The sequence below is a fragment of the Gluconobacter kondonii genome, from assembly GCF_002723995.1.
Classification (GTDB): Bacteria; Pseudomonadota; Alphaproteobacteria; order Acetobacterales; family Acetobacteraceae; genus Gluconobacter; species Gluconobacter kondonii.
In genome coordinates this window covers 67,131-86,320 of the sequence record NZ_BEWP01000001.1, presented here as the reverse complement: position 1 = coordinate 86,320, position 19,190 = coordinate 67,131, and the positions used below count along the sequence as shown (strand labels likewise).

At 59.1% G+C, this 19,190-nt stretch carries 19 protein-coding genes; 11 read left to right on the top strand and 8 right to left on the bottom strand.

Features of this window, described 5'->3' with window-relative positions:
* Position 1: 1 nt before the first annotated feature.
* The 4 genes from GKO01_RS00375 to bioB all read right to left on the bottom strand — a co-directional run bounded on the left by GKO01_RS00375 (position 2) and on the right by bioB (position 4,715).
* Positions 2–292: a hypothetical protein gene (locus GKO01_RS00375; protein ID WP_099285095.1), complete on the bottom strand. Its 291-nt coding sequence runs from the start codon at positions 290–292 to the stop codon at positions 2–4.
* Positions 293–440: 148 nt separating this feature from the next.
* Positions 441–1,991 carry a carbohydrate porin gene (locus GKO01_RS00370; protein ID WP_244901264.1) on the bottom strand — a complete coding sequence of 517 codons (1,551 nt, stop codon included), beginning with the start codon at positions 1,989–1,991 and terminating at the stop codon, positions 441–443.
* A gap of 258 nt (positions 1,992–2,249) precedes the next feature.
* On the bottom strand, positions 2,250–3,551 hold the full coding sequence (locus tag GKO01_RS00365; protein ID WP_099285093.1) for an Hsp70 family protein: 1,302 nt from the start codon (positions 3,549–3,551) through the stop codon (positions 2,250–2,252).
* Between the two features lie 123 nt (positions 3,552–3,674).
* Positions 3,675–4,715 carry a biotin synthase BioB gene (gene bioB, locus GKO01_RS00360; RefSeq protein WP_062110351.1) on the bottom strand — a complete coding sequence of 347 codons (1,041 nt, stop codon included), beginning with the start codon at positions 4,713–4,715 and terminating at the stop codon, positions 3,675–3,677.
* Between the two features lie 103 nt (positions 4,716–4,818).
* On the opposite strand from bioB, the gene GKO01_RS00355 reads away from it, so the two are divergent.
* The 4 genes from GKO01_RS00355 (at position 4,819) to GKO01_RS00340 (ending at position 9,345) form a co-directional block, all read left to right on the top strand.
* On the top strand, positions 4,819–5,640 hold the full coding sequence (locus tag GKO01_RS00355; protein WP_099285091.1) for an acyl-ACP desaturase: 822 nt from the start codon (positions 4,819–4,821) through the stop codon (positions 5,638–5,640).
* A 101-nt stretch (positions 5,641–5,741) separates the two neighbouring features.
* Complete coding sequence (locus GKO01_RS00350; RefSeq protein ID WP_099285089.1) at positions 5,742–6,377, top strand: Dabb family protein; 636 nt, start codon at positions 5,742–5,744, stop codon at positions 6,375–6,377.
* A 71-nt stretch (positions 6,378–6,448) separates the two neighbouring features.
* Complete coding sequence (locus GKO01_RS00345) at positions 6,449–8,545, top strand: M13 family metallopeptidase (protein WP_099285087.1); 2,097 nt, start codon at positions 6,449–6,451, stop codon at positions 8,543–8,545.
* 74 nt (positions 8,546–8,619) lie between these two features.
* Complete coding sequence (locus GKO01_RS00340; RefSeq protein WP_099285085.1) at positions 8,620–9,345, top strand: glycine betaine ABC transporter substrate-binding protein; 726 nt, start codon at positions 8,620–8,622, stop codon at positions 9,343–9,345.
* Between the two features lie 43 nt (positions 9,346–9,388).
* On the opposite strand, the gene GKO01_RS00335 is transcribed toward GKO01_RS00340, so the two are convergent.
* A complete protein-coding gene (locus GKO01_RS00335) occupies positions 9,389–10,168 on the bottom strand; it encodes an acetoin reductase (protein ID WP_099285083.1) in 780 nt (259 codons plus the stop codon).
* A 255-nt stretch (positions 10,169–10,423) separates the two neighbouring features.
* On the opposite strand from GKO01_RS00335, the gene GKO01_RS00330 reads away from it, so the two are divergent.
* The 7 genes from GKO01_RS00330 (at position 10,424) to mltG (ending at position 16,813) form a co-directional block, all read left to right on the top strand.
* Positions 10,424–11,302, top strand: coding sequence for a class I SAM-dependent methyltransferase (locus tag GKO01_RS00330; RefSeq protein WP_099285081.1), 879 nt, complete (start codon positions 10,424–10,426; stop codon positions 11,300–11,302).
* Between the two features lie 44 nt (positions 11,303–11,346).
* Positions 11,347–12,093 carry a hypothetical protein gene (locus GKO01_RS00325; RefSeq protein WP_244901263.1) on the top strand — a complete coding sequence of 249 codons (747 nt, stop codon included), beginning with the start codon at positions 11,347–11,349 and terminating at the stop codon, positions 12,091–12,093.
* A gap of 72 nt (positions 12,094–12,165) precedes the next feature.
* Positions 12,166–13,110: an ACP S-malonyltransferase gene (gene fabD / locus GKO01_RS00320; protein WP_099285076.1), complete on the top strand. Its 945-nt coding sequence runs from the start codon at positions 12,166–12,168 to the stop codon at positions 13,108–13,110.
* Positions 13,111–13,122: 12 nt separating this feature from the next.
* Complete coding sequence (gene fabG, locus GKO01_RS00315) at positions 13,123–13,863, top strand: 3-oxoacyl-[acyl-carrier-protein] reductase (protein ID WP_099285074.1); 741 nt, start codon at positions 13,123–13,125, stop codon at positions 13,861–13,863.
* A gap of 222 nt (positions 13,864–14,085) precedes the next feature.
* A complete protein-coding gene (locus GKO01_RS00305) occupies positions 14,086–14,325 on the top strand; it encodes an acyl carrier protein (RefSeq protein WP_011253554.1) in 240 nt (79 codons plus the stop codon).
* A 134-nt stretch (positions 14,326–14,459) separates the two neighbouring features.
* Positions 14,460–15,746, top strand: coding sequence for a beta-ketoacyl-ACP synthase II (fabF, locus tag GKO01_RS00300; RefSeq protein WP_062110332.1), 1,287 nt, complete (start codon positions 14,460–14,462; stop codon positions 15,744–15,746).
* A gap of 17 nt (positions 15,747–15,763) precedes the next feature.
* The gene (mltG, locus tag GKO01_RS00295; RefSeq protein ID WP_099285069.1) at positions 15,764–16,813 is read left to right on the top strand and encodes an endolytic transglycosylase MltG; all 1,050 of its coding nucleotides are present in this window, start codon (positions 15,764–15,766) and stop codon (positions 16,811–16,813) included.
* A gap of 35 nt (positions 16,814–16,848) precedes the next feature.
* Here the strand turns inward: mltG and GKO01_RS00290 are convergent, their stop codons facing one another.
* The 3 genes from GKO01_RS00290 to GKO01_RS00280 all read right to left on the bottom strand — a co-directional run bounded on the left by GKO01_RS00290 (position 16,849) and on the right by GKO01_RS00280 (position 19,139).
* Positions 16,849–17,715 (bottom strand): lipid-binding SYLF domain-containing protein, encoded by an 867-nt coding sequence (locus GKO01_RS00290; protein ID WP_099285066.1) that lies wholly within the window; start codon positions 17,713–17,715, stop codon positions 16,849–16,851.
* An 86-nt stretch (positions 17,716–17,801) separates the two neighbouring features.
* Positions 17,802–18,590: an inositol monophosphatase family protein gene (locus GKO01_RS00285; RefSeq protein WP_099285064.1), complete on the bottom strand. Its 789-nt coding sequence runs from the start codon at positions 18,588–18,590 to the stop codon at positions 17,802–17,804.
* 9 nt (positions 18,591–18,599) lie between these two features.
* Positions 18,600–19,139 carry an MmcB family DNA repair protein gene (locus GKO01_RS00280; protein WP_099285061.1) on the bottom strand — a complete coding sequence of 180 codons (540 nt, stop codon included), beginning with the start codon at positions 19,137–19,139 and terminating at the stop codon, positions 18,600–18,602.
* Between the last annotated feature and the right edge of the window lie 51 nt (positions 19,140–19,190).

The following is a 19,190-nucleotide window of genomic DNA, read 5'->3' as shown; positions in this document are numbered from 1 at the left end:
CTCAGAACTGGCCGCGTGTATTCCCCGCCCGCTTGGCGTCGTCTTCGCACATATAGGTTCCGTGCGCCGTCGCGCCGTACCAGAAGCTACCCGGTACATGATAGACATGGGTCATTGTGTTGACCCAGACCTGAGTGCAGGTCTCGCTGTTCTTTGTGTCCGCAACCTGCGTGACAGGGGCTTTCGCGTCTGAAGAAGCGCTGGCCACCGCGTTTTCGACTTTCGGATCCTGTGCGAGTGCGGTTCCGCCCAGAAGTCCAAGGACCAGAAAAGAAGCGAACATCGTTTTCATTCGGAAAATCCTTTGTCAGGTGTCCTTATCTGCGTTCAGGGTATGTAAATAAATATTTATACTCCAATCACGAACGGGTAATGTCAGTGTTGAAGAATAACAACGCTGTTAACTCACAAATAACGGATCGCTTACCTGTGATGTTGTCTTACAGGTTTCCAAGAACCTTGAGACCGATCAGCGTTGCATTCGGAATGATGGATGTTTCGCCGGGGCGCATCATGTATTCGAACTCAGGCTGCACCACGAGACCGGGGTGGATGGGAATACCGTAATACGCTTCCAGAATGGCGGAATGGGTCTGTGGGCCGTTGACGAAGGCCCCCATGGACATGCCTGCAAGCTGTCTCAGGCGTTGCCCCAGCGTAATGGCGGGGCTCATCTGATAGTAGGAATACATCACGCCAAAACGGTCGAACGGTCTGCGCGGAATGATGCCCAGAAGCGACGCGCCGACATAGACCTGATCGGAAAATGTCGAGACGCTGGGTGTATTATGGACATAGCCCGCAAGGATGTATCCGCCTGCCATCTGGTGCTGGCCACCTTTGCGATAAACCATCTGGTCCGCCTCGATGTAGAACGTATCCCGCGGTTTGTTGGCATCATGGAAAACGTCATGCGCGAACATTGCCGGGATCGTTCCCAGACGATCAGCATAAGGGGAGGTATCGTGTCCGAAGCCGAGTTTGTAATGACCTGGTAGATTGTCTTTACCGATAAAGGGCTCCCAGGTCAGTTCGATGGGAAGCATGACTCCCGTGGAGGTTTCACTGCCCCAGGCCCAGCCGCTCGGATTTTCCGTCAGTGGCCCGACTTTGTAGACGCCGGTGCGTAGCGTGAGGTCGCGGGTAGGCTTGATTCGCAGCGTTCCACCCCATGTGGCTTTCGGATAGACGCTCCAGCCTTCGTCAGCCTTGATCGCAGGAGGGGCGGAACACTGGACCATAAAGGTGCAGAGCAGCACCGACGTCGCATAGGTATGCGTCAGCGTAATGCGGCCGATATTGATGTTGACGCGATTGTTGAAAAACGATTTTTCGAGATAAATATCTGCCAGATGCGCAGCCGCATGGCCCGAGAGGCTGTAGACTTCGCTCAACAGGATGCGGTGTTCCCCGACATGATCGTAGGAGATCTGACGACCCGCACGTTCCATCATCACGGCGTGCAGAATCCAGCCATCCAGTCCCAATAGCCGTCCAAGATCCCAGCGCGTATTGAACGTCAGCTCATGGGCGTAGGACATGCCCTTGCTAATGCCGCCGCCAACATTCGCCATCGCTTCTCCCTTGTAGGAGAACTCAAAGCTGAATCCGCGTTCCGAAAGCCAGTTCCGGTACGGCGAAAGCTGGGGCACGAGATGGCCGAAGGCTTCGGCTGGCACATAATAACCGGCTGTCAGATCACTGCGGCGCAGGGCGTCATTGTTGCGGTTCAGGAGCGAGGAAATGCTCTCCGTATCAAAGATCGCGCCCAGATGGTCGGCGGAAGGGGCGGGCTGATGCTTATGCTGCGCCGCGCTGGCTGGATGTGAAGTCCCGGGTGAGGTTGAGGGCAGCAGCCGGGCCGTTGGCTGACGCGCGCTCTGTTGAAGAACTGACGCCGTACCCTGCGCATGAACAGCCAAGGGAAGGATGCTGAATACTGAAAAAATATTGATCTGCAGGAATATTTTCAAAAAACGCGGGCGAGACATGTCTGCTGTTCTTTCCTGCGATCATGGACTGCATGACGCATGACTGCAAATTCGGTCTGTGAAAGCAGAACGCCTAGGGACTCCCACGGTGCGTTTCTGGTTCTCCAAGGAAAGATAAAATCCTTATTGAAGAAAATTCCCAATCACATAATCTGGAACGTTCTTCACTAAATAAAAAAGTACAATATATTATTCTATACCCGATTTTCTTTGTGTTTTTCTGAAGGGGGTGATGCTTTTGACTGTATAGGCGCTGTTTTAGGGGAGGTGGCGCTCACGCTCGATCAGGGCCAACCCTTCTGCGACGGACACAAATTCCGATCCGCCATCCACGCGCTCCGCACCGAAACGCTGGTCGAACAGGTTGCGGACGGCCGGGACGAAAGACGTACCCCCTGTCAGGAAGACCCGGTCAATATCGTTCGGCCCCAGACCAGTCTGACGCATGGCGTCTTCGATGGCGTCGTCCAGACGGCTCAGATCAGGGGCAATCCAGCTTTCAAAATCCGCGCGGGTGATGGTTTCTTCGATTTTCAGATCCCGATGGATGAAGCGCAGAACGGTACTGTCCTGACGCGACAGATCGCTTTTGGCCTGTCCAACCGCACGATAAAGATTCTGGCCTTCCTGATCCTCGATCAGACGCAGCAGGTTGCGGAGTTTCTCTGGTTCTGACGATGTCTTGGCGACGTCCGCAATATCCCGCAGCGTCTGCGGCGTACGCATCAGCGACAGCCGATGCCAGCGACCAAGGCTTGCGAACCATTCCGCCGGAACGGGCAGGGGTTGTCCGCCCATGACGCGATAGGTTGCATCTCGGCCCAGCGCCGGGGCTACGGCATGGCTGATGATACGGTAGTCGAACTGGTCGCCTGCGATACCAACGCCCGAATGGCCCAGCGTCGTGACCCGCTGGGTGGCCTGCGGGTCAAAGCGCATGATCGAGAAATCGCTGGTGCCGCCGCCAAAATCGCCGACCAGAACGGTTGCTGGACGGTCGAGGCGCTGCATGAATCGCCAGCCCGCGCCCTCGGGTTCGAGGACGATATTGGGCTCGGGAAAGCCCGCTTCCAGAAAACTTTCGCGCAGACGGGCCACACCGAGCGAATCATCGGCCAGTTCCCCCGCAAATCGCACAGGACGGCCGATCGTGGCGCTCACATCGGATGGATTCAGCCCGGCTTTGTCCATGAGGGATGTCAGAAAGCGTGCAATCAGGGCTTCAAGCGTCATGACATTGCTGAAAACCCGCGTTTCGCGAAAAGACCCCTGCGCGAGATAGGTTTTCATGGACATGATGAGACGGCTCTCGGTCGGATCGTCCAGATAGGCCTCGATGGCGTCTAACCCGATCGCGTCTTTCATGACGCGGCGGCGTCCGTCCTGATCCATCCACAGGCAGAGCAGGGTGCGACAGGTTTCGCTGGTGGCGTGATCCGTGAAGACAAAGCGGGCAGGGTGGGTATTGCCATTCTCATCCGCAATCACGACCACGCTGTTGGTGGTGCCGAAATCAATGCCGACGCGGATTTTGGTCTGGTTGTGTCCGGGCGTCGTCATCGGTTCTGCTTTCTTCCGGTATGGGCAAAGGGCGTGGGTTTAGGGAAGAAGCGGCCGCACGCCAAGCATAAAAAAAGGGAAGCGCCCTTTCGAACGCTTCCCCTTCTCGTACAGCGGCTGAGATCAGGACGCGGCCATTTCGCAGACGGCTTCTTCCGTCACGGCAGGACGCATCGTACCCATTTCGGCTTCGGACTGCACCATCGGTGACATGCCAAGTGCGGACAGGAGCTGACGGTCGCGGTGTTCGGCCGGGTTCGGCGTGGTCAGGAGCTTCTCGCCACAGAAGATCGAGTTCGCACCCGCGAGGAAGCACAGCGCATGGGCTTCATCGGTCATGTTTTCGCGGCCTGCGGCAAGGCGGACATGGCTCTCCGGCATCATGATGCGCGCCGTGGCGATGATGCGGACGAAGGTGATCGGATCGACGGCCTCGGCCTCGCCCAGCGGCGTACCCTCAACGCGGACGAGCAAGTTGATCGGCACGCTCTCCGGATGCTTGGGCAGATTGGCGAGCGTCATGAGCAGACCGGCACGGTCGGACAGGTCTTCACCCATGCCTACGATTCCACCGCAGCAAACATTGATGCCTGCGTCACGCACGTTTGAAAGCGTGTCGAGACGCTGCTGATAGGTGCGGGTGGAAATGATGGAGCCGTAGAACTCTTCGGACGTGTCGAGGTTATGGTTGTAATAATCCAGCCCCGCCGTTTTCAGGCGCTCTGTCTGCTGCGCATCGAGCATGCCGAGCGTCACGCAGGTTTCCAGCCCCAACGACTTCACGCCTTCGATCATCTCGCAAACGGTGTCGAGGTCATGATCCTTCGGCGTGCGCCAGGCTGCTCCCATGCAGAATCGGCCCGCACCGGCTTTCTTGGCGGCGCGGGCTTCTTTCAGAACGGATTCCACAGCCATCAGGCGCTCGGCCTTGACGCTTTTTTCGTGAAGCGCGCTCTGCGGACAATAGGCGCAGTCTTCCGGGCAGCCGCCCGTCTTGATGGAAAGAAGCGTGGAAATCTGCACTTTTGTGGGGTCAAAGTAGCGGCGGTGCAGGGTTTGGGCGCGGTACATCAGCTCGGGGAAAGGCAGGCTGATGAGGGCTTCGACTTCGTCGCGGGTCCAGTCGTGGCGGACGTCTGGGTGGGGCGTATGGGTGGCCGTCACGAATCAATCTCCAAGGGTTGCTGCATCACACCTACCCAAAATTGTCCCACCGTGTCATCTGATCGTCACTATTGGTGAGCCGGAAAACGGACGAGGTTGCAGAATGAAACACTGGCATATCGATCAGATGGACTGGAACTCCTTTGATCCGTCCCGCGTGGACCCCGAGATCATCCCCCTCGTGAAGGCCGCTTCCGTGGTGGAAAAGAACGGTCTTGATTATGCCGAATATCTGCGTCGCGTCTTCGTCGGAGATCCGGATTTTAGCGCGGCTGCCGCGAACTGGGCGGTCGAGGAAGTGCAGCATGGCGATGCGCTTGGCCGCTGGGCCATGCTGGCCGATCCGTCCTGGAACTATGAAAAGGCGTTCGACCGCTATCGCGCATCGTACAAGATCGACGCCGATGTGGATGCCTCGATCCGCGGCTCCCGCACGGGCGAGTTGATTGCGCGCTGTATGGTCGAAACCGGCACGTCGTCCTTTTATACAGCGCTGGCTGACGCGACGGACGAGCCATTGCTCAAAGCTATCTGCAAGCAGATCGCAGCGGATGAGTACCGGCATTTCAAGCTGTTCTACGATCACATGCATCGGTATCTGAAGCGCGAAAAGCTCGGCGTGTGGGCGCGGACACGCATTGCGCTGGGTCGTGTGACGGAGAGCGAGGACGACGAACTGGCCTCGGCCTATCATACGACCAACGAACCGCCGGGTATGGCCTATGACCATCAGCGCTGCATCGCGGCCTATATGTCCAAGGCGATGGGATTCTATCAGCCCAAGCATATTGATCGCGTGACGGCGATGATTTTCAAGACGATCGGCTTTACGCCGCATTCGCGCTGGCAGAAGCTGGCATCTTCGCTGGTCTATCGACTGATCCAGTGGCGCCGGAAAGTCTTCAGGAAGCAGGTTCAGGCCTGAGGACTTCCACGCAACATCCGGAAACTGGAAAACAGAAGACGAAACCGGGCGTCTGTGCCATGAAAGATGCCTGATTCTTTCGCCTGCGTCCGGAGATTTCGATGACCGTTTCCGCCATTTTCTCCCGTCGTGCCGTCTACGGCGCAACCCTGACCCTTTGCGCTGCCGGACTGTATCAGTTTCCGACAGCGAAAGCGGATCCTTATTCCCTGCCGATCGCGTCCTCCGGCCCTGTCAAAACCGATACGGTGAGCCCCGCTACCTTGTCCGCCCAGCAGCTGGCCAAGCAGGTCGGTTACGCGCAGTTCACCGCGCCGGACTGGCATGTCGGACCCGTCCGGCACATGGTGATGTTCCGCTACACCAAGGATTCCACAACGGCCCAGCGTGCCGAAGTGTCGGGACGTTTCCTGCATCTCGCGCAGGACAGCCGCCGTGCGGACGGCAAGCCGGTTGTCGCCAGCATCGAAACCGGCTTCCAGAACAGCGGAGAAGGGGCGGATGCCGGCCTTCAGCAGGCATTTCTCGTGACGTTCCGTTCCGAAGGGGACCGGAATTATTACGTCGGCAAACCTGTTGTGACGGACGTGGCGTTCATTGATCCCGCCCATGAAGCCTTCAAGGAATTTGCCGCGCCTTATCTCGAAAAGGTCGTCGCTTTCGATTACCCGGTCGCGGCTGTCGTGACGCCGGAAAGTACGAGCGCAAAATCCAAAAAAGTCCACAAAACCCGCTGAACGGAGCGGAGGCATTTTGTCCTTTTGACGAAATGATACTTTATACCTCATTCTAAAGGCACCACTCTGGAATGAGGTACATTGTGAAACGATTCCTTACGTCACGACATACTCTGAAATATGGGGCCAGCCTTCTCGCCCTCGCTGGAGGCCTGATGGTTTCCGGTGCACAGGCTGCTGGCTACAATGCGGGCTGGGGCTTTGATGAAGCCGGGATGAACCGCGCCGTTGAGCCGGGCAACAATTTCTTCGAATATGCCAACGGTACCTATCTCAAAAACCTCAAAATCCCCGGGGATATGAGCAGCTACGGCCCGTTCCGTATCCTGTATGAACTCTCCCTGTCGCGTCAGAAGACCATTCTTGATGAAGCTGCAAAGAAGGTTACTGAACAGCCCACGGACGACATGGGCAAGATCGGCACCTATTACGCCAGCTTCCTCGACCAGAAGGCCGTCGATCGTCTGGGTGGCAAGCCTCTCGCAGCTGATCTTGAAACAATTCGTAACGTCAACGATGGCAAGTCTCTTGCCGCAGCGTTCGGTGCGTCCCTGAAATCCATGATGTTCTCCACGTTCCAGATCGGCGTGGAACAGGACCAGAAGGACCCGGAACGGTATATGCTGATGCTCGATCAGGGCATGAGCATCGGCGTGAGCGGTGGCCTCGGTCTGCCGGACACGAGCTACTACACAAACCTCAAGCTGGCGGACAAAAAGAAGGCCTATCAGGCCTATATCGCCAAGATGCTGACGCTTGAGGGCTGGCCGGACGCTGCAAAGAACGCGCAGGCCGTGGTCGATCTCGAAACGGCTCTTGCCAAGGTCGAAGTGCCGCGCGACCAGACCCGTGATCCGCTCAAAATTTACAACCCGATGCCGGTGTCCGAGCTTCAGAAGCTCGCGCCGGACTTCGACTGGGTCACGTTCCTGACCAGCGCCGGCCTTCCGGCAGAAGGGCTCGAAAGCCGCAAGATCGACGTGCGTGAACCCGCCGGAATCAAGGCGATGACGGCCGTTCTCAAGGCTGCTGACCCTGCGACGCTGCGCGCCTGGCTGGCGTTCCATCTCGGAGACAATGCTGCCGGTTATCTGTCCAGCAACTTCTATGATGCGTCGTTCGACTTCAACAGCCATACGCTGTCGGGCGTGGCGCAGCAGTCTCCGCGCTGGAAGCGTGCCGTGCGCGTGACGAATGGTGCACTGGGTTGGGCACTGGGCCGCGAATATGTTGCGCGCTATTTCCCGCCTTCCGCACAGGCGCAGATCACGGATCTGGTGCAGAAGGTCAAAGCGTCGTTCCATGACCGTCTGGAGCACAACAGCTGGATGGACGAGCCGACCCGCAAGGCCGCTCTGAACAAGCTGGATCATTTTGCCATTCAGGTCGGTTATCCGAAAAAATGGTGGGATTACAGCAAGCTCGACATCCGCAAGGGCGACGTCTACGGCAATGCCGTGCGTGGTGCGGCGTTCAGCTGGCAGCACGATCTGGACAAGCTCGACAAGCCGGTGGACCGCGACGAATGGGGTATGACGCCGCAGACGGTGAACGCTTATAACGATCCGACCATGAACGAGATCGTGTTCCCGGCTGCGATCCTTCAGCCCCCGTTCTTCGATCCGAAGGGCGATACAGCCGTCAATTACGGTGGTATCGGTGGCGTGATCGGCCACGAAATGAGCCACGGCTTCGACGATCAGGGCCGTCACTACGACGAACATGGACGTCTGAACGACTGGTGGAGCAAGGCGTCCACGGAGGCTTTCCAGAAGCTGGCCGACCGTCTGGCTGCGCAGTACGATGCACAGGAAGTCCTGCCGGGTCTGTATGTGAACGGCAAGATGACCATGGGTGAGAACATCGCCGATTCCGGTGGTCTGAACCTTGGTCTTCAGGCCTATCATGACTCGCTGCACGGTCAGCCCGCGCCGGTCGTACATGGTCTGACGGGCGATCAGCGCGTGTTCCTCGGCTGGGCACAGGTCTGGCGGGAGAAAGACCGTCCGGATGCGCTGCGTCAGCAGGTTCTCTCCAACGAACACGCCCCGGCGATCACGCGCGTCAACATCCCGGCTCATAACATTGATGCCTGGTATGGGGCGTTTGACGTAAAACCCGGTCAGAAGCTCTATCTGGCACCGGATCAGCGCGTAAAGATCTGGTAAGGTCGTGACAAACTGGAACGTGGGGCCTAATCACGGTCTCACGTTTCAATTTTCTGCCTGACGGACCCATTCTCATGACACAAATGACGATCGGCCATCTGTACACCTCGTTGCATGCGGGATGTGCCAGCGCGGTCGCGCGCGTGCTTGAGGCCTATGAGGTCGAGGTCGAGTATGTCGATCTGGACCCCGATGATGTCGAAGATGCGCTGGAACAGGGGGAGGTCGACCTTCTGGTTTCCGCCTGGTTCCCGCGCGATGAGCATCTTGCCGGACCGGGCCTTCGGGTGCTGGGAGACCTCTATCAGCCGGTGGTCAGCTTTGCGGCCCTGACGCCACTGGGCGCTGTCGGAACCCTGACTGCAACAGATGTGGATCGGATCATTGTGGCCGATGACAGCCGTCAGGCTCTGGAAGAGGCCCTCAAGCAGCTTCCGGCGCTTTCGGTTCTGTCCATTGAAAGCATTGGCGAGGGTGCTCTGATCGAGCGTCTGGAGAAGGCCCGCGATGCTGGTGAAAAGCCGCTTGTGGTCGCAACACAGCCGCACGCCGTGTTCCATACCGATCTGCTGACCGTGCTCGAAGACCCGTCACGTCTACTGGGTGGCGAGATGTCTGCGCGAATGATCCTGCGTGAAGATGTCGCGCGTCAGACGGACAGCGATCTGCTGGACGAACTTTCGGAAATGATGCTGGGCAACAAGGTCATGAGCGCCCTCGATTACGTCATTTCCGTTGACGGGCAGGACCCTGAAAGCGCGGCTGAAGCCTGGCAGCGCGGCCGTCTGATCGGGCGCTGATATTTAAGGGGGCGCGGGAAACCGGCCCCCTTTATTTCTGGTCTCAGCGGAAGACGAGGCCACCGTCGATCAGCACAGACTGACCCGTCATGTAATCGGCGTCGCTGCTGGAGAGATAGGCCACGAAACCCGCGACGTCATCGGCAGTTTCCACGCGGCCCAGAGCAATTCCTTCCACATATTTCTTGTAGGTCGCGCCAACATCCGCGCCAGTAATTTCGGCCATGCGCTGGTCGATCGTGACCCACATATCGGTGCCGACAATGCCTGGGCAGTAGGAATTGACCGTGATCCCTGAGGACGCCAGTTCCTTGGCCGCTGACTGTGTCAGGGCGCGGACTGCGAATTTGGTGGCGGAATAAGCGCCCAGCAGCGGGTAGCCTTCATGTCCGGCAATCGAACAGGCATTGATGATTTTGCCTTTCGTGCCCTTTTCCTGGAAAATCTTCGCAGCGGCCTGAATGCCCCACAACACGCCCTGCACGTTGATGCTGAAGATCTTTTCGATTTCCGCAGGCTCGATCTCCAGAACCGGTTTGACCTGACAGATGCCGGCGTTGTTGACCATGATATCCAGCCCGCCAAACGTATCTGCGGCTTCGCGCAGGGTCGTGGCGAACTGGTCGCGGTTGCTGATATCGGCCGTGAGCGCGACGGCACGCCGTCCGAGTGCTTCAACCTCCTTGGCGGTCTGGGCGAGAATATCCTGTTTGACGTCCAGCAGAATGACGTCCGCGCCATCTTTGGCCAGACGAAGTGCAATGGCCTTGCCGATACCCTGGGCGGCGCCCGTGACGGCAGCAACTTTTCCAGAAAGGGACATTGAAAAAAGATCCTTCGATTGTCCGTCATCCGCATGTGAATGCCATGACGGTGTAAACCATCGGTTCTTTGTTTTTGGGATTCTACAAAAAACCGCCTGTTTTCCGAAAGTTACACGGAATTGTGTCAAATGGATCCGGTCTGGCACGGAGTGGGAACGAAGGTTGCGATTTTCCTAAACCGGCTCTGGTCATATGTTTCCGCGCCTGCAAGAATGCGTTAAATAAACGTTACGACACGGCTTTGGCGGGAATTGATGAGCCATTCTGAAAGCATTAGTGCCGTCTTTGAGACTTTCGGGGGCATCAGCGACGAGGAATGGCTGCAGGTTCTGGTGTCGTCCGTGCGCATTCCTGAAATTCAGGATGTGACGATGCCGTCCTTTCCCCCCGAGGATCTGCAACGGGAAATCCATGGGCATCACGGGGAAATTTCCATCCATGAAGCCCATGTCTTCTTTCGGGAAATCAAGGCGTACTGCGCCTATGCCGGACGTCCGGTCCGCCCCGAAACGCGATTGCTTGATTTTGGATGTGGCTGGGGGCGTATCGCCCGCCTGTTCATGAAAGATATCCGGCCTTCCAATGTGTATGGTGCGGAAACCACGGACCGTTTTCTCATGGCCGCACGGCGATCTAATCCTGCGCTGAATTTTCTGGGCTGCGATCTGGTGCCGCCCATGCTTCTGACGTCGGAAAGCTTTGATCTGATTACGTCATGGTCGGTATTTTCGCATCTGGACGAGTTTCTTGCGGGACACTGGGTCCGGGAATTTCACCGTCTGCTCAGACCAGGCGGGATTCTGGTGATGACGACGCAGAGCCGCCGGTTCATCGCTTTCTGCGCCGAGCAGCGGCTCAAACGCGCTTCCGGCATCCGTCTGGAACATCCGTGGCACGAGGCCTGTGCCGACAGTTTCACGGATGAAGCGCGTGCGAATGCGGAGTTTGAGGCCGGACGCTTTCTTCATGCAGCCTCCTCAAAACCGCCTCAGCCCCAGTCGCATTATGGCGAGGCGATCATTCCGCGGAATTACATCATCAAGGCATGGGGTAGTCTGTTCCGCCTGATCGAATACATGGACAATCCCGTCCGGTTGCCACAGGTGCTGATCGTGATGCAGAAGATTGGATAGCTATTCTTTGTCATGAAGATGGGGCCGAGCGGGAGGGAAAAGGTTTGAAAAAAGCCGGTATCAGCGTGGGATTGCTTGCTGTCCTTTCGTTCGCACCATTTTCCGGCGTTTCCGCTGAACCGGAAGAAACTGTCACCGTTACCGGCCAGCACGCTATGCGGGTTGGGAGTTATAAAGGCATTTACCGGGTCTATGACCGGTTTGACCGTCTGCCGGAGAAGGCGGGGAAAAATCTGTCCCTCCATTTTTTGGGTGATATTCTGCCTGACCATGCCGTGCCGTCTGAGGCGCGGGTCGTCCTCCATACCAAAGAAGGTGATATTCCGCTTTTCGTTGGTCAGGATCGGGAGATGCATTTTCCTCGTTCCGAGGCCCTTCTGGCGGAAAATCCTCCGGTTCTGCTAACCCTGCCGCCCAACCGGAAGGTCCAGCTTGAGTTGGCGATCGAGGTTGATCCTCTCCCGGCGCCGACTTTTACGAAAGAACAGGCCGTGGGCTGGATGGGGGAGATCAATGCCGCCATCCGCGATTTCTTTGGCGTAATCCTCGCCTTTCTTGCGCCTGATGCGCACCGGCTGAAGATTGATGTCGCTCCCGGCGCGCGTTTTGAAGCCGTGGAAAACGGTACGGCACGGCTTCTGGTCGATAATCAGGGCGCCGTGCCTTACACGTTCATTCTCCGCCCGCAGGATTATCAGAATGGCACCGTATTCCGCTCCGACAGGCCGTTTTCCATGATCCGTGTGAAAATTCCGACAGATGAATTCTTTACGCTCAAGCGTAAAAACTGATGTTGGATTTGACAGATGGAGCGTGAGGACGCATCACGCAAAACCTTAAATTCACTGCCAGCAGGGGGATCCATGTCGGTTCACGCGTTCGTCTTTCCGGGACAGGGGAGCCAGTCCGTCGGGATGGGGCAGGCCCTTCACGAGGCTTTTGCATCCTCTCGCGCCGTTTTTCAGGAAGTGGATGAGGCGCTGGGCGATCATCTGTCGCGCCTGATGTTCGCTGGTGATGCGGATGAGCTGACGCGGACGGAAAATGCCCAGCCCGCGCTGTTCGCGGTCTCGCTGGCCGCCGTGCGTGCTTTGGAAAGCGAAGGTGGCTTCAAACTGGCGGACAAGGCGGCTCTGCTGGCCGGGCATTCGCTGGGTGAATATTCCGCGCTGGCCGCCGCTGGTACGCTGGGAATTGCGGAAGGTGCGCGTCTATTGCGTCTGCGTGGTCAGGCCATGCAGCGTGCTGTTCCGGCCGGGGAGGGCGGCATGGCGGCTCTTCTGGGTGTGGATGCGTCTCAGGCCCGTGCGATCTGCGATGAAGCCTCTCAGGGCGAGACGCTGGAGATCGCCAACGACAATGGCGGTGGTCAGATCGTTGTGTCCGGTGTGATGAGCGCTATCGACCGCGCAATTACCGTGGCCAAGGAACATGGCATCAAGCGCGCAGTGAAACTGCCGGTCTCCGCCCCCTTCCATTCGTCGCTGATGGCGCCTGCTGCACGCGAGATGGAAGATGCGCTGGCGACTGCGACGCTGAACGCACCGTCCGTTCCCGTGATTGCCAATGTCACGGCTGCCAAAGTGACCGATCCTGCTGTTATCCGCGACCTGCTCGTCAAGCAGGTGACGGGCACCGTACGCTGGCGCGAGAGCGTGCAGGCGATGGTGGCGATGGGTGTGACGAACATGCACGAGCTTGGCGCAGGCAAGGTCCTGTGCGGTCTGGCGCGTCGTATCGCCCCCGAACTGGCCACCAGCAATGCCGGGACGCCTGCCGAAATCGAAGCCCTGCTCAAGACCCTTTAAGGACAACCGATCATGTTTTCTCTTTCCGGCAAGACGGCCCTCGTGACGGGCGCATCAGGTGGTATTGGTGCTGCCATCGCCCGCCAGCTTCACGCGCAGGGCGCAACGGTCGTGCTCAGTGGTACGCGCGAAGCGGCCCTTCAGGAACTGGCCGACAGCCTGGGCGAGCGCGCCCATATCGCTGTCGCCAACCTGTCTGACCCCGCTGAGGCTGACGGCCTCGTTGCGAAGGCCGAAGCCGTTGCGGGTGCTCCGCTGGACATTCTGGTCAACAATGCCGGTCTGACGCGCGATACGCTGGCCATCCGCATGAAGGACAGCGACTGGTCGCAGGTTCTGACGGTCGATCTGGAAAGCCCGTTCCGTCTGGCCCGTGCAGCCCTCAAGGGGATGCTGCGCCGTCGTGCGGGTCGGATCATCTCGATCGCTTCCGTGGTGGGAACGACGGGCAATGCCGGTCAGGCCAACTACGCCGCCGCCAAGGCCGGTATCGTGGGTATGAGCAAATCTCTGGCGCAGGAAGCCGGTCCGCGTGGTGTGACGGTTAATGTCGTAGCCCCCGGTTTCATCGAAACGCCGATGACCGATGTGCTGCCGGAAGCGGTCCGCGAAAAGCTGGTTGGTTCTATTCCGCTCGGTCGGATGGGGAATACTGGTGACGTGGCGTCCGCAGTGGTATATCTGGCTTCCGAAGAGGCAGCATGGGTCACGGGTACGACCCTGCATGTCAATGGTGGCATGGCGATGGTGTGAATGCTTGGCCTTTTTGGTTAAAGCATGCTAATCGCGCGCTGCTTTGCCCGGCCTGCTGAAGGCTGATGTCCGGTTCTTCCGGCGGCAACGCCTCCCCTTCAACGGGGGCGGCCCTGCTCTGGAGGAACCACTGGGCTTCCGGACTGGCAGGCGGCAGTACGAGTTTTGATGTAACGCACCGGACGGGCAACAGAGTCCCGGATGGGCATAAGGAACGAACAGATGAGCGACATTGCTGACAAGGTAAAGAAGATCGTTGTCGAGCACCTCGGTGTGGACGAAAGCAAGGTAACGCCGGACGCGTCGTTCATCGACGATCTGGGCGCAGATAGCCTCGACACGGTTGAGCTGGTCATGGCTTTCGAAGAAGCCTTCTCCGTCGAGATCCCGGAAGATGCAGCCGAGAAGATCGCAACCGTCAAGGATGCCATCGACTACATCGAAAAGCAGAAGGCAGCCTGAGGCCAGTCCTCAGACTGACCGGGGCCGGTTTTCCGGCTCCGGATTCCCGCCTCGTCATGGGGCGGAAGGGCAGCCGGGCCTTGTCATGAGGTCCGGCTGCAAGACCCGGACATAACGTGAGACAAGAGGCATCGATGAGCGGGACTGCAACTAACGGGCGGCGTGTCGTCGTAACCGGTATCGGTGTTGTCAGCCCACTGGCTGTGGGCGCGGAACTGACCTGGAAGCGGCTGATCGAAGGACAGTCCGGCATTGGCCGGATCACGCATTTCGATCCCTCCGAACTTCCTGCCCAGGTCGCCGGACAGGTTCCGGACGGCCCGACGGCGGAAGGTGGTCTCACGTTGTCCGACTGGGTGCCGGTCAAGGACCAGAAGAAGATGGATCGCTTCATCCATCTGGGCCTTGCCGCAGCCATTCAGGCTGTCGAGGATTCAGGCTGGAAGCCTGAGGACGAAGACGATCGCTGCGCCACTGGCGTCATGATCGGCTCGGGTATCGGCGGTCTTCAGACGATTTATGACGGCTCTCTGACGGTTTCGAGCGGCAAAGCCCGCCGTCTGTCGCCGTTCTTCATTCCTTCGGCCCTGATCAATCTGATTTCCGGCCATCTTTCGATCCGCTACGGATTCAAAGGACCGAACCATGCGGTCGTGACGGCCTGTGCGACGGGCGTTCACGCCATCGGCGACGCCTCGCGTCTGATCCAGTATGGCGATGCGGACGTGATGATTGCGGGTGGTGCGGAAGCTGCGATCTGCTCGCTCGGCATTGCCGGGTTCTGCTCGGCCCGCGCGCTGTCCACCGCTTCCAATGACGATCCGACCAAGGCTTCTCGCCCTTGGGACAAGGACCGCGACGGCTTCATCATGGGTGAGGGTGCCGGTGTGGTCGTGCTTGAGGAGCTTGAGCACGCCAAGCGCCGTGGCGCAAAGATTTACGGTGAAATCGGCGGCTACGGCATGTCCGGTGATGCCCATCACATCACGGCCCCGGCTGAAGGCCATGAGGGTGCGTTCCGTGCCATGAAGGCCGCGCTGCGCAACAGCGGTGGCCTGACCACGGCCGATATCGACTATGTCAACGCTCACGGCACCTCCACCATGGCGGATGACCTTGAGCTGGACGCGGTCGAGCGTTTCTTCGGCGAGGACGCCAAGCGTTTGGTCATGTCCTCCACGAAGTCGGCCATTGGCCATCTTCTGGGGGCGGCCGGTGCGGTTGAGGCGATCTTCTGCCTTCAGGCCATCCGTGACGGCGTCGTACCGCCCACGTTGAACCTGGACAATCCGGCGCGTGAAAGCGTGATCGACCGCGTGGCGCATGTCGCCCAGCAGCGTAAGATCGACGTCGCCCTGTCCAACAGCTTCGGCTTTGGCGGCACGAATGCGAGCATCATCCTCAAGCGCTTCAAGGACTGAGGAAGGGTTCGTTTCCCATGTCTGAAGGCCAGTCTGACAGCGAGGAACCGCGGAAGCTCGTTCTTCCTCCAAAGGCTGGCCGCAAGCTGGCGTTCTTCGGAGCGCCGTTGCTTCTCGTGGCCGGACTGGTTGCGGGATATGGCCATTACACCGATCCCGGTCCGCTTCAGGACGCGAAGACTTTTGTTATTCCGCACGGCAACAATGCCCGGGTGACAAAAGCCCTGCAGGACGATAGTATTCTATCGCCAACGTGGGCTTCGGGCACATTTTTCCGGATCGCTGCCTTTCTGACGCATCGCGACGGTCAGATCCATGCGGCGGAACTCCAGTTTCCTGCACGCGTCTCGGTCGCGCATGTTCTTGAGATCCTGCGTCACGGCAAGCCTGTCTCCCATCAGGTGACGGTGCCCGAGGGACTGACGGCGCTGAAAATCGCAGCCATTCTGAACAAAGCCTCAGCCCTGAGTGGTGATCTGCCGACATTGGCAGAAGGGACAGTTTTTCCGCAGACAGTGTCTTATGTCTGGGGAACGTCGCGTCAGGCTTTGGCCGAAAAATTGCAGAAAATGATGTCGACAAGACTGGCCGCCGCGTGGGACGGGCGCAATGTCGAGGCCTTGGACGGATTGATCCAGTCTCCGCAGGAGTTGTTGGTTCTGGCGTCCCTGATCGAGCGTGAGACGGCAGTACCGTCCGAGCGGCCCATGGTGGCGCGTGTGTTTCTGAACCGTCTGAAGCTGGGAATGCGGCTGCAGACGGACCCCAGCGTGATTTACGGGCTCAGCAACGGAGCCGGGACGCTTGATGCGCCTCTGACCCATGAGGACCTGCAAACACCGGGGCCGTACAATACCTATCTTCAGGCGGGATTGCCGCCCGGGCCAATCTGCTCACCGGGGCAGAGTTCTCTGGATGCGGCGGCGCATCCGGCTGATGGCAAGATGCTATATTTCGTGGCGACAGGGTCGGGCGGGCATAATTTTGCCGAAACCCTTGCCGATCAGGATAAAAATATTCGTGCCTATCGCGCGCATTTATCCGGGGCGTCGCAGAACCCGAACTGATGTCCCGCTCTTTGGAAGAGAGCGGGACGGGTTTTTCAGTGCTTCAGCGGAGCGAGGCTCTGGCTCTGGACGCCTGTGGCCTGCGCCGAATAGGGGCGCGACGCATCGTAGGTCGTCGGGTAAGGACTGTTGCCGACTACATCCTGTGCGGCTGTGGTGGCCGCCTGCGTTGCGCGCGATGAGACTGTGACGGCTGCTGGCGTCTGGGCGACCGACATCAGGGCGCGGCGCAGCGGATCAGCGGATGGGTTGTTGACGCGCATCGTCACGACGATGTCTTCAGGACCGACCGTCTGGTTGTAATAGGCGCGGTTTGCACCGCTATCGACGGTCAGTTTCGAGCCACCCAGAGCGGCGCCGGCATAGAGACCCTCGTTTTTCTGGGCAGCATAAATGTCGGTATTGTGCGCGCCAGCCGTGCTGTTTTCGACACCCGTACCGATGCTGGCGAAAGAGGCGGAAGCAGAGGCGTCAAATTTGAACTGGCTGTCCAGAATGGCCTGAATGCCGCGCTGGGACATGATGAACAGAATGGTTTCCGCGCTCTGGACGCCGACCTGTAATCCCAACGAAGCCGTGCTCAGGCGATAGAACGCCGGATCGGACCATGACCCGCGTGCATCACGGCTGAGGAGCAGACAGCGCCCACCGGAGCCGCCAATCCCGAAAGACATGTTCAGCACGGACGGACAGACCATGACGGCCTTGGCTTCTGCAAGCAGCTTCTGCGAGCGCGACTGGGGCGTGGTCCCCGCAAAGAGATCCTGAACAGCCAGTGTGGCGCGATCAACGATAAGCTGCTGCTGGCTGGCAGTGGTCTGGGGTGCGTCGGAGCAGGCCGACAGGGCAATGCAGCCCGAAGCGACGAGCGTGGTCGTACGCAGGAGACCGGACAGGGTCATGGAAGATACCTTCTGCAGTCATCGAAAGGATGTTTCCCGCACTATGCGCCAAATGCGGCCAAATCACGAGTGCGGGAAAGGAGATGTCAGATTTCCACGTTGACCGCGGCTGAGAGGGCCTTTGCGACGCCCGGAGCTGCTGCAAGGATTGTCGCCCCGCCCGTCAGACCGCCAGTCTGGAGGAAGGGTGAGACGGCCGCGCCGGACTCCGCGAGAATGGCCAGTGCGGCCGCCACATCCCAGAGCTGGATGACAATTTCCAGATAGCCGTCGGAGCGTCCACAGGCCACATCCGCCAGAGCCAGCGCGCCGGAGCCGCCCGAGCGTGGCATGGCACCCAGAGCCATGATTGCGGCAATCTTTTCGTCGAAAATTTCGGCTGGGACGCGGGAGGACCAGCCCATTTCAATCATGGCTTCCTGCGTATTGGTGATGGGAGAGGCCTTGATGGGCTTGCCGTTCAGGAACGCGCCCTTGCCTTTGCTGGCGGTGAAGACTTCACCCAGAGCCGGGGCTTCAATCACGCCCGCAACAGGTTCGTCGCCTTCCAGAAGGCCGAGCGAGACGCACCAGCGGTCCCGACCACGGGCATAGTTCGATGTGCCGTCGATCGGGTCCACGACCCAGCGGAAGCGGCCCTGGCGGGTGGCACCGTTTTCTTCGCCCTGAAAACCATCTTCGGGGAAAAGCTCCTGAATGCGGCGGCTGACAAGGGCTTCAACGGCGCCGTCCGCTTCGGTCAGATAGTCCTGACGTCCCTTAAGAGTTCCGCTCGGGCCGCCGGGGGCCGGACGCAGGGAGAGGGCCAGCTCGGCTGCGTCGCGGACGACGCTGCGGGCGGCTTCGAGGCGGACGGCAATCGGATCGAAGGTCATGGAACAGTCCTATTCAGCGCGGCGTGCGGCGCGGAGGGATGAGGTGATGGCGGGGTCTTCAAGGCCCATGAGTCGGCTGGCGGCGGTTGTTGCGAACAGATGCACCAGTGTCCGCCTCCGGGCAGGGGCGAGTCTGTGGAGGGCCGGTTCCCGGATGATTGTGCATCCTGCCAGAACGCCTTCGCGCAGGGCAGGGGGGACGGCGCTGACGCTGACGACGATCAGACCCACGTCCGGCGGAATGAGGTCTACGGGAAAAGCGTCATCCACGGCGAAAAACAGGCGGTCGGACCAGTCACGGTATTCGGGCCATTTCTGATCGGTCTGAAAATCGCGCAGGCCGGACTTGATCTCGATACAGGCCAGGGAATGGTCGGGCAGAAGCGCCATCACGTCTGCGCGACGACCCGCGGCGGGAAGGGAAAATTCATTGATGGCCGCCCAGTTCATCGTCCGGCACAGGCCGAGAACGGCGCGCCGGATGGCCAGTTGCGTTTCGGGCAGACCGCAGGCGATGTCTGCGGGAATTGCGGAAAGAGCCTCACTCATGGTTCCATCCTGCCCCGATCTGCGCTCTACGTCTGCCCCGGCAGATATTTT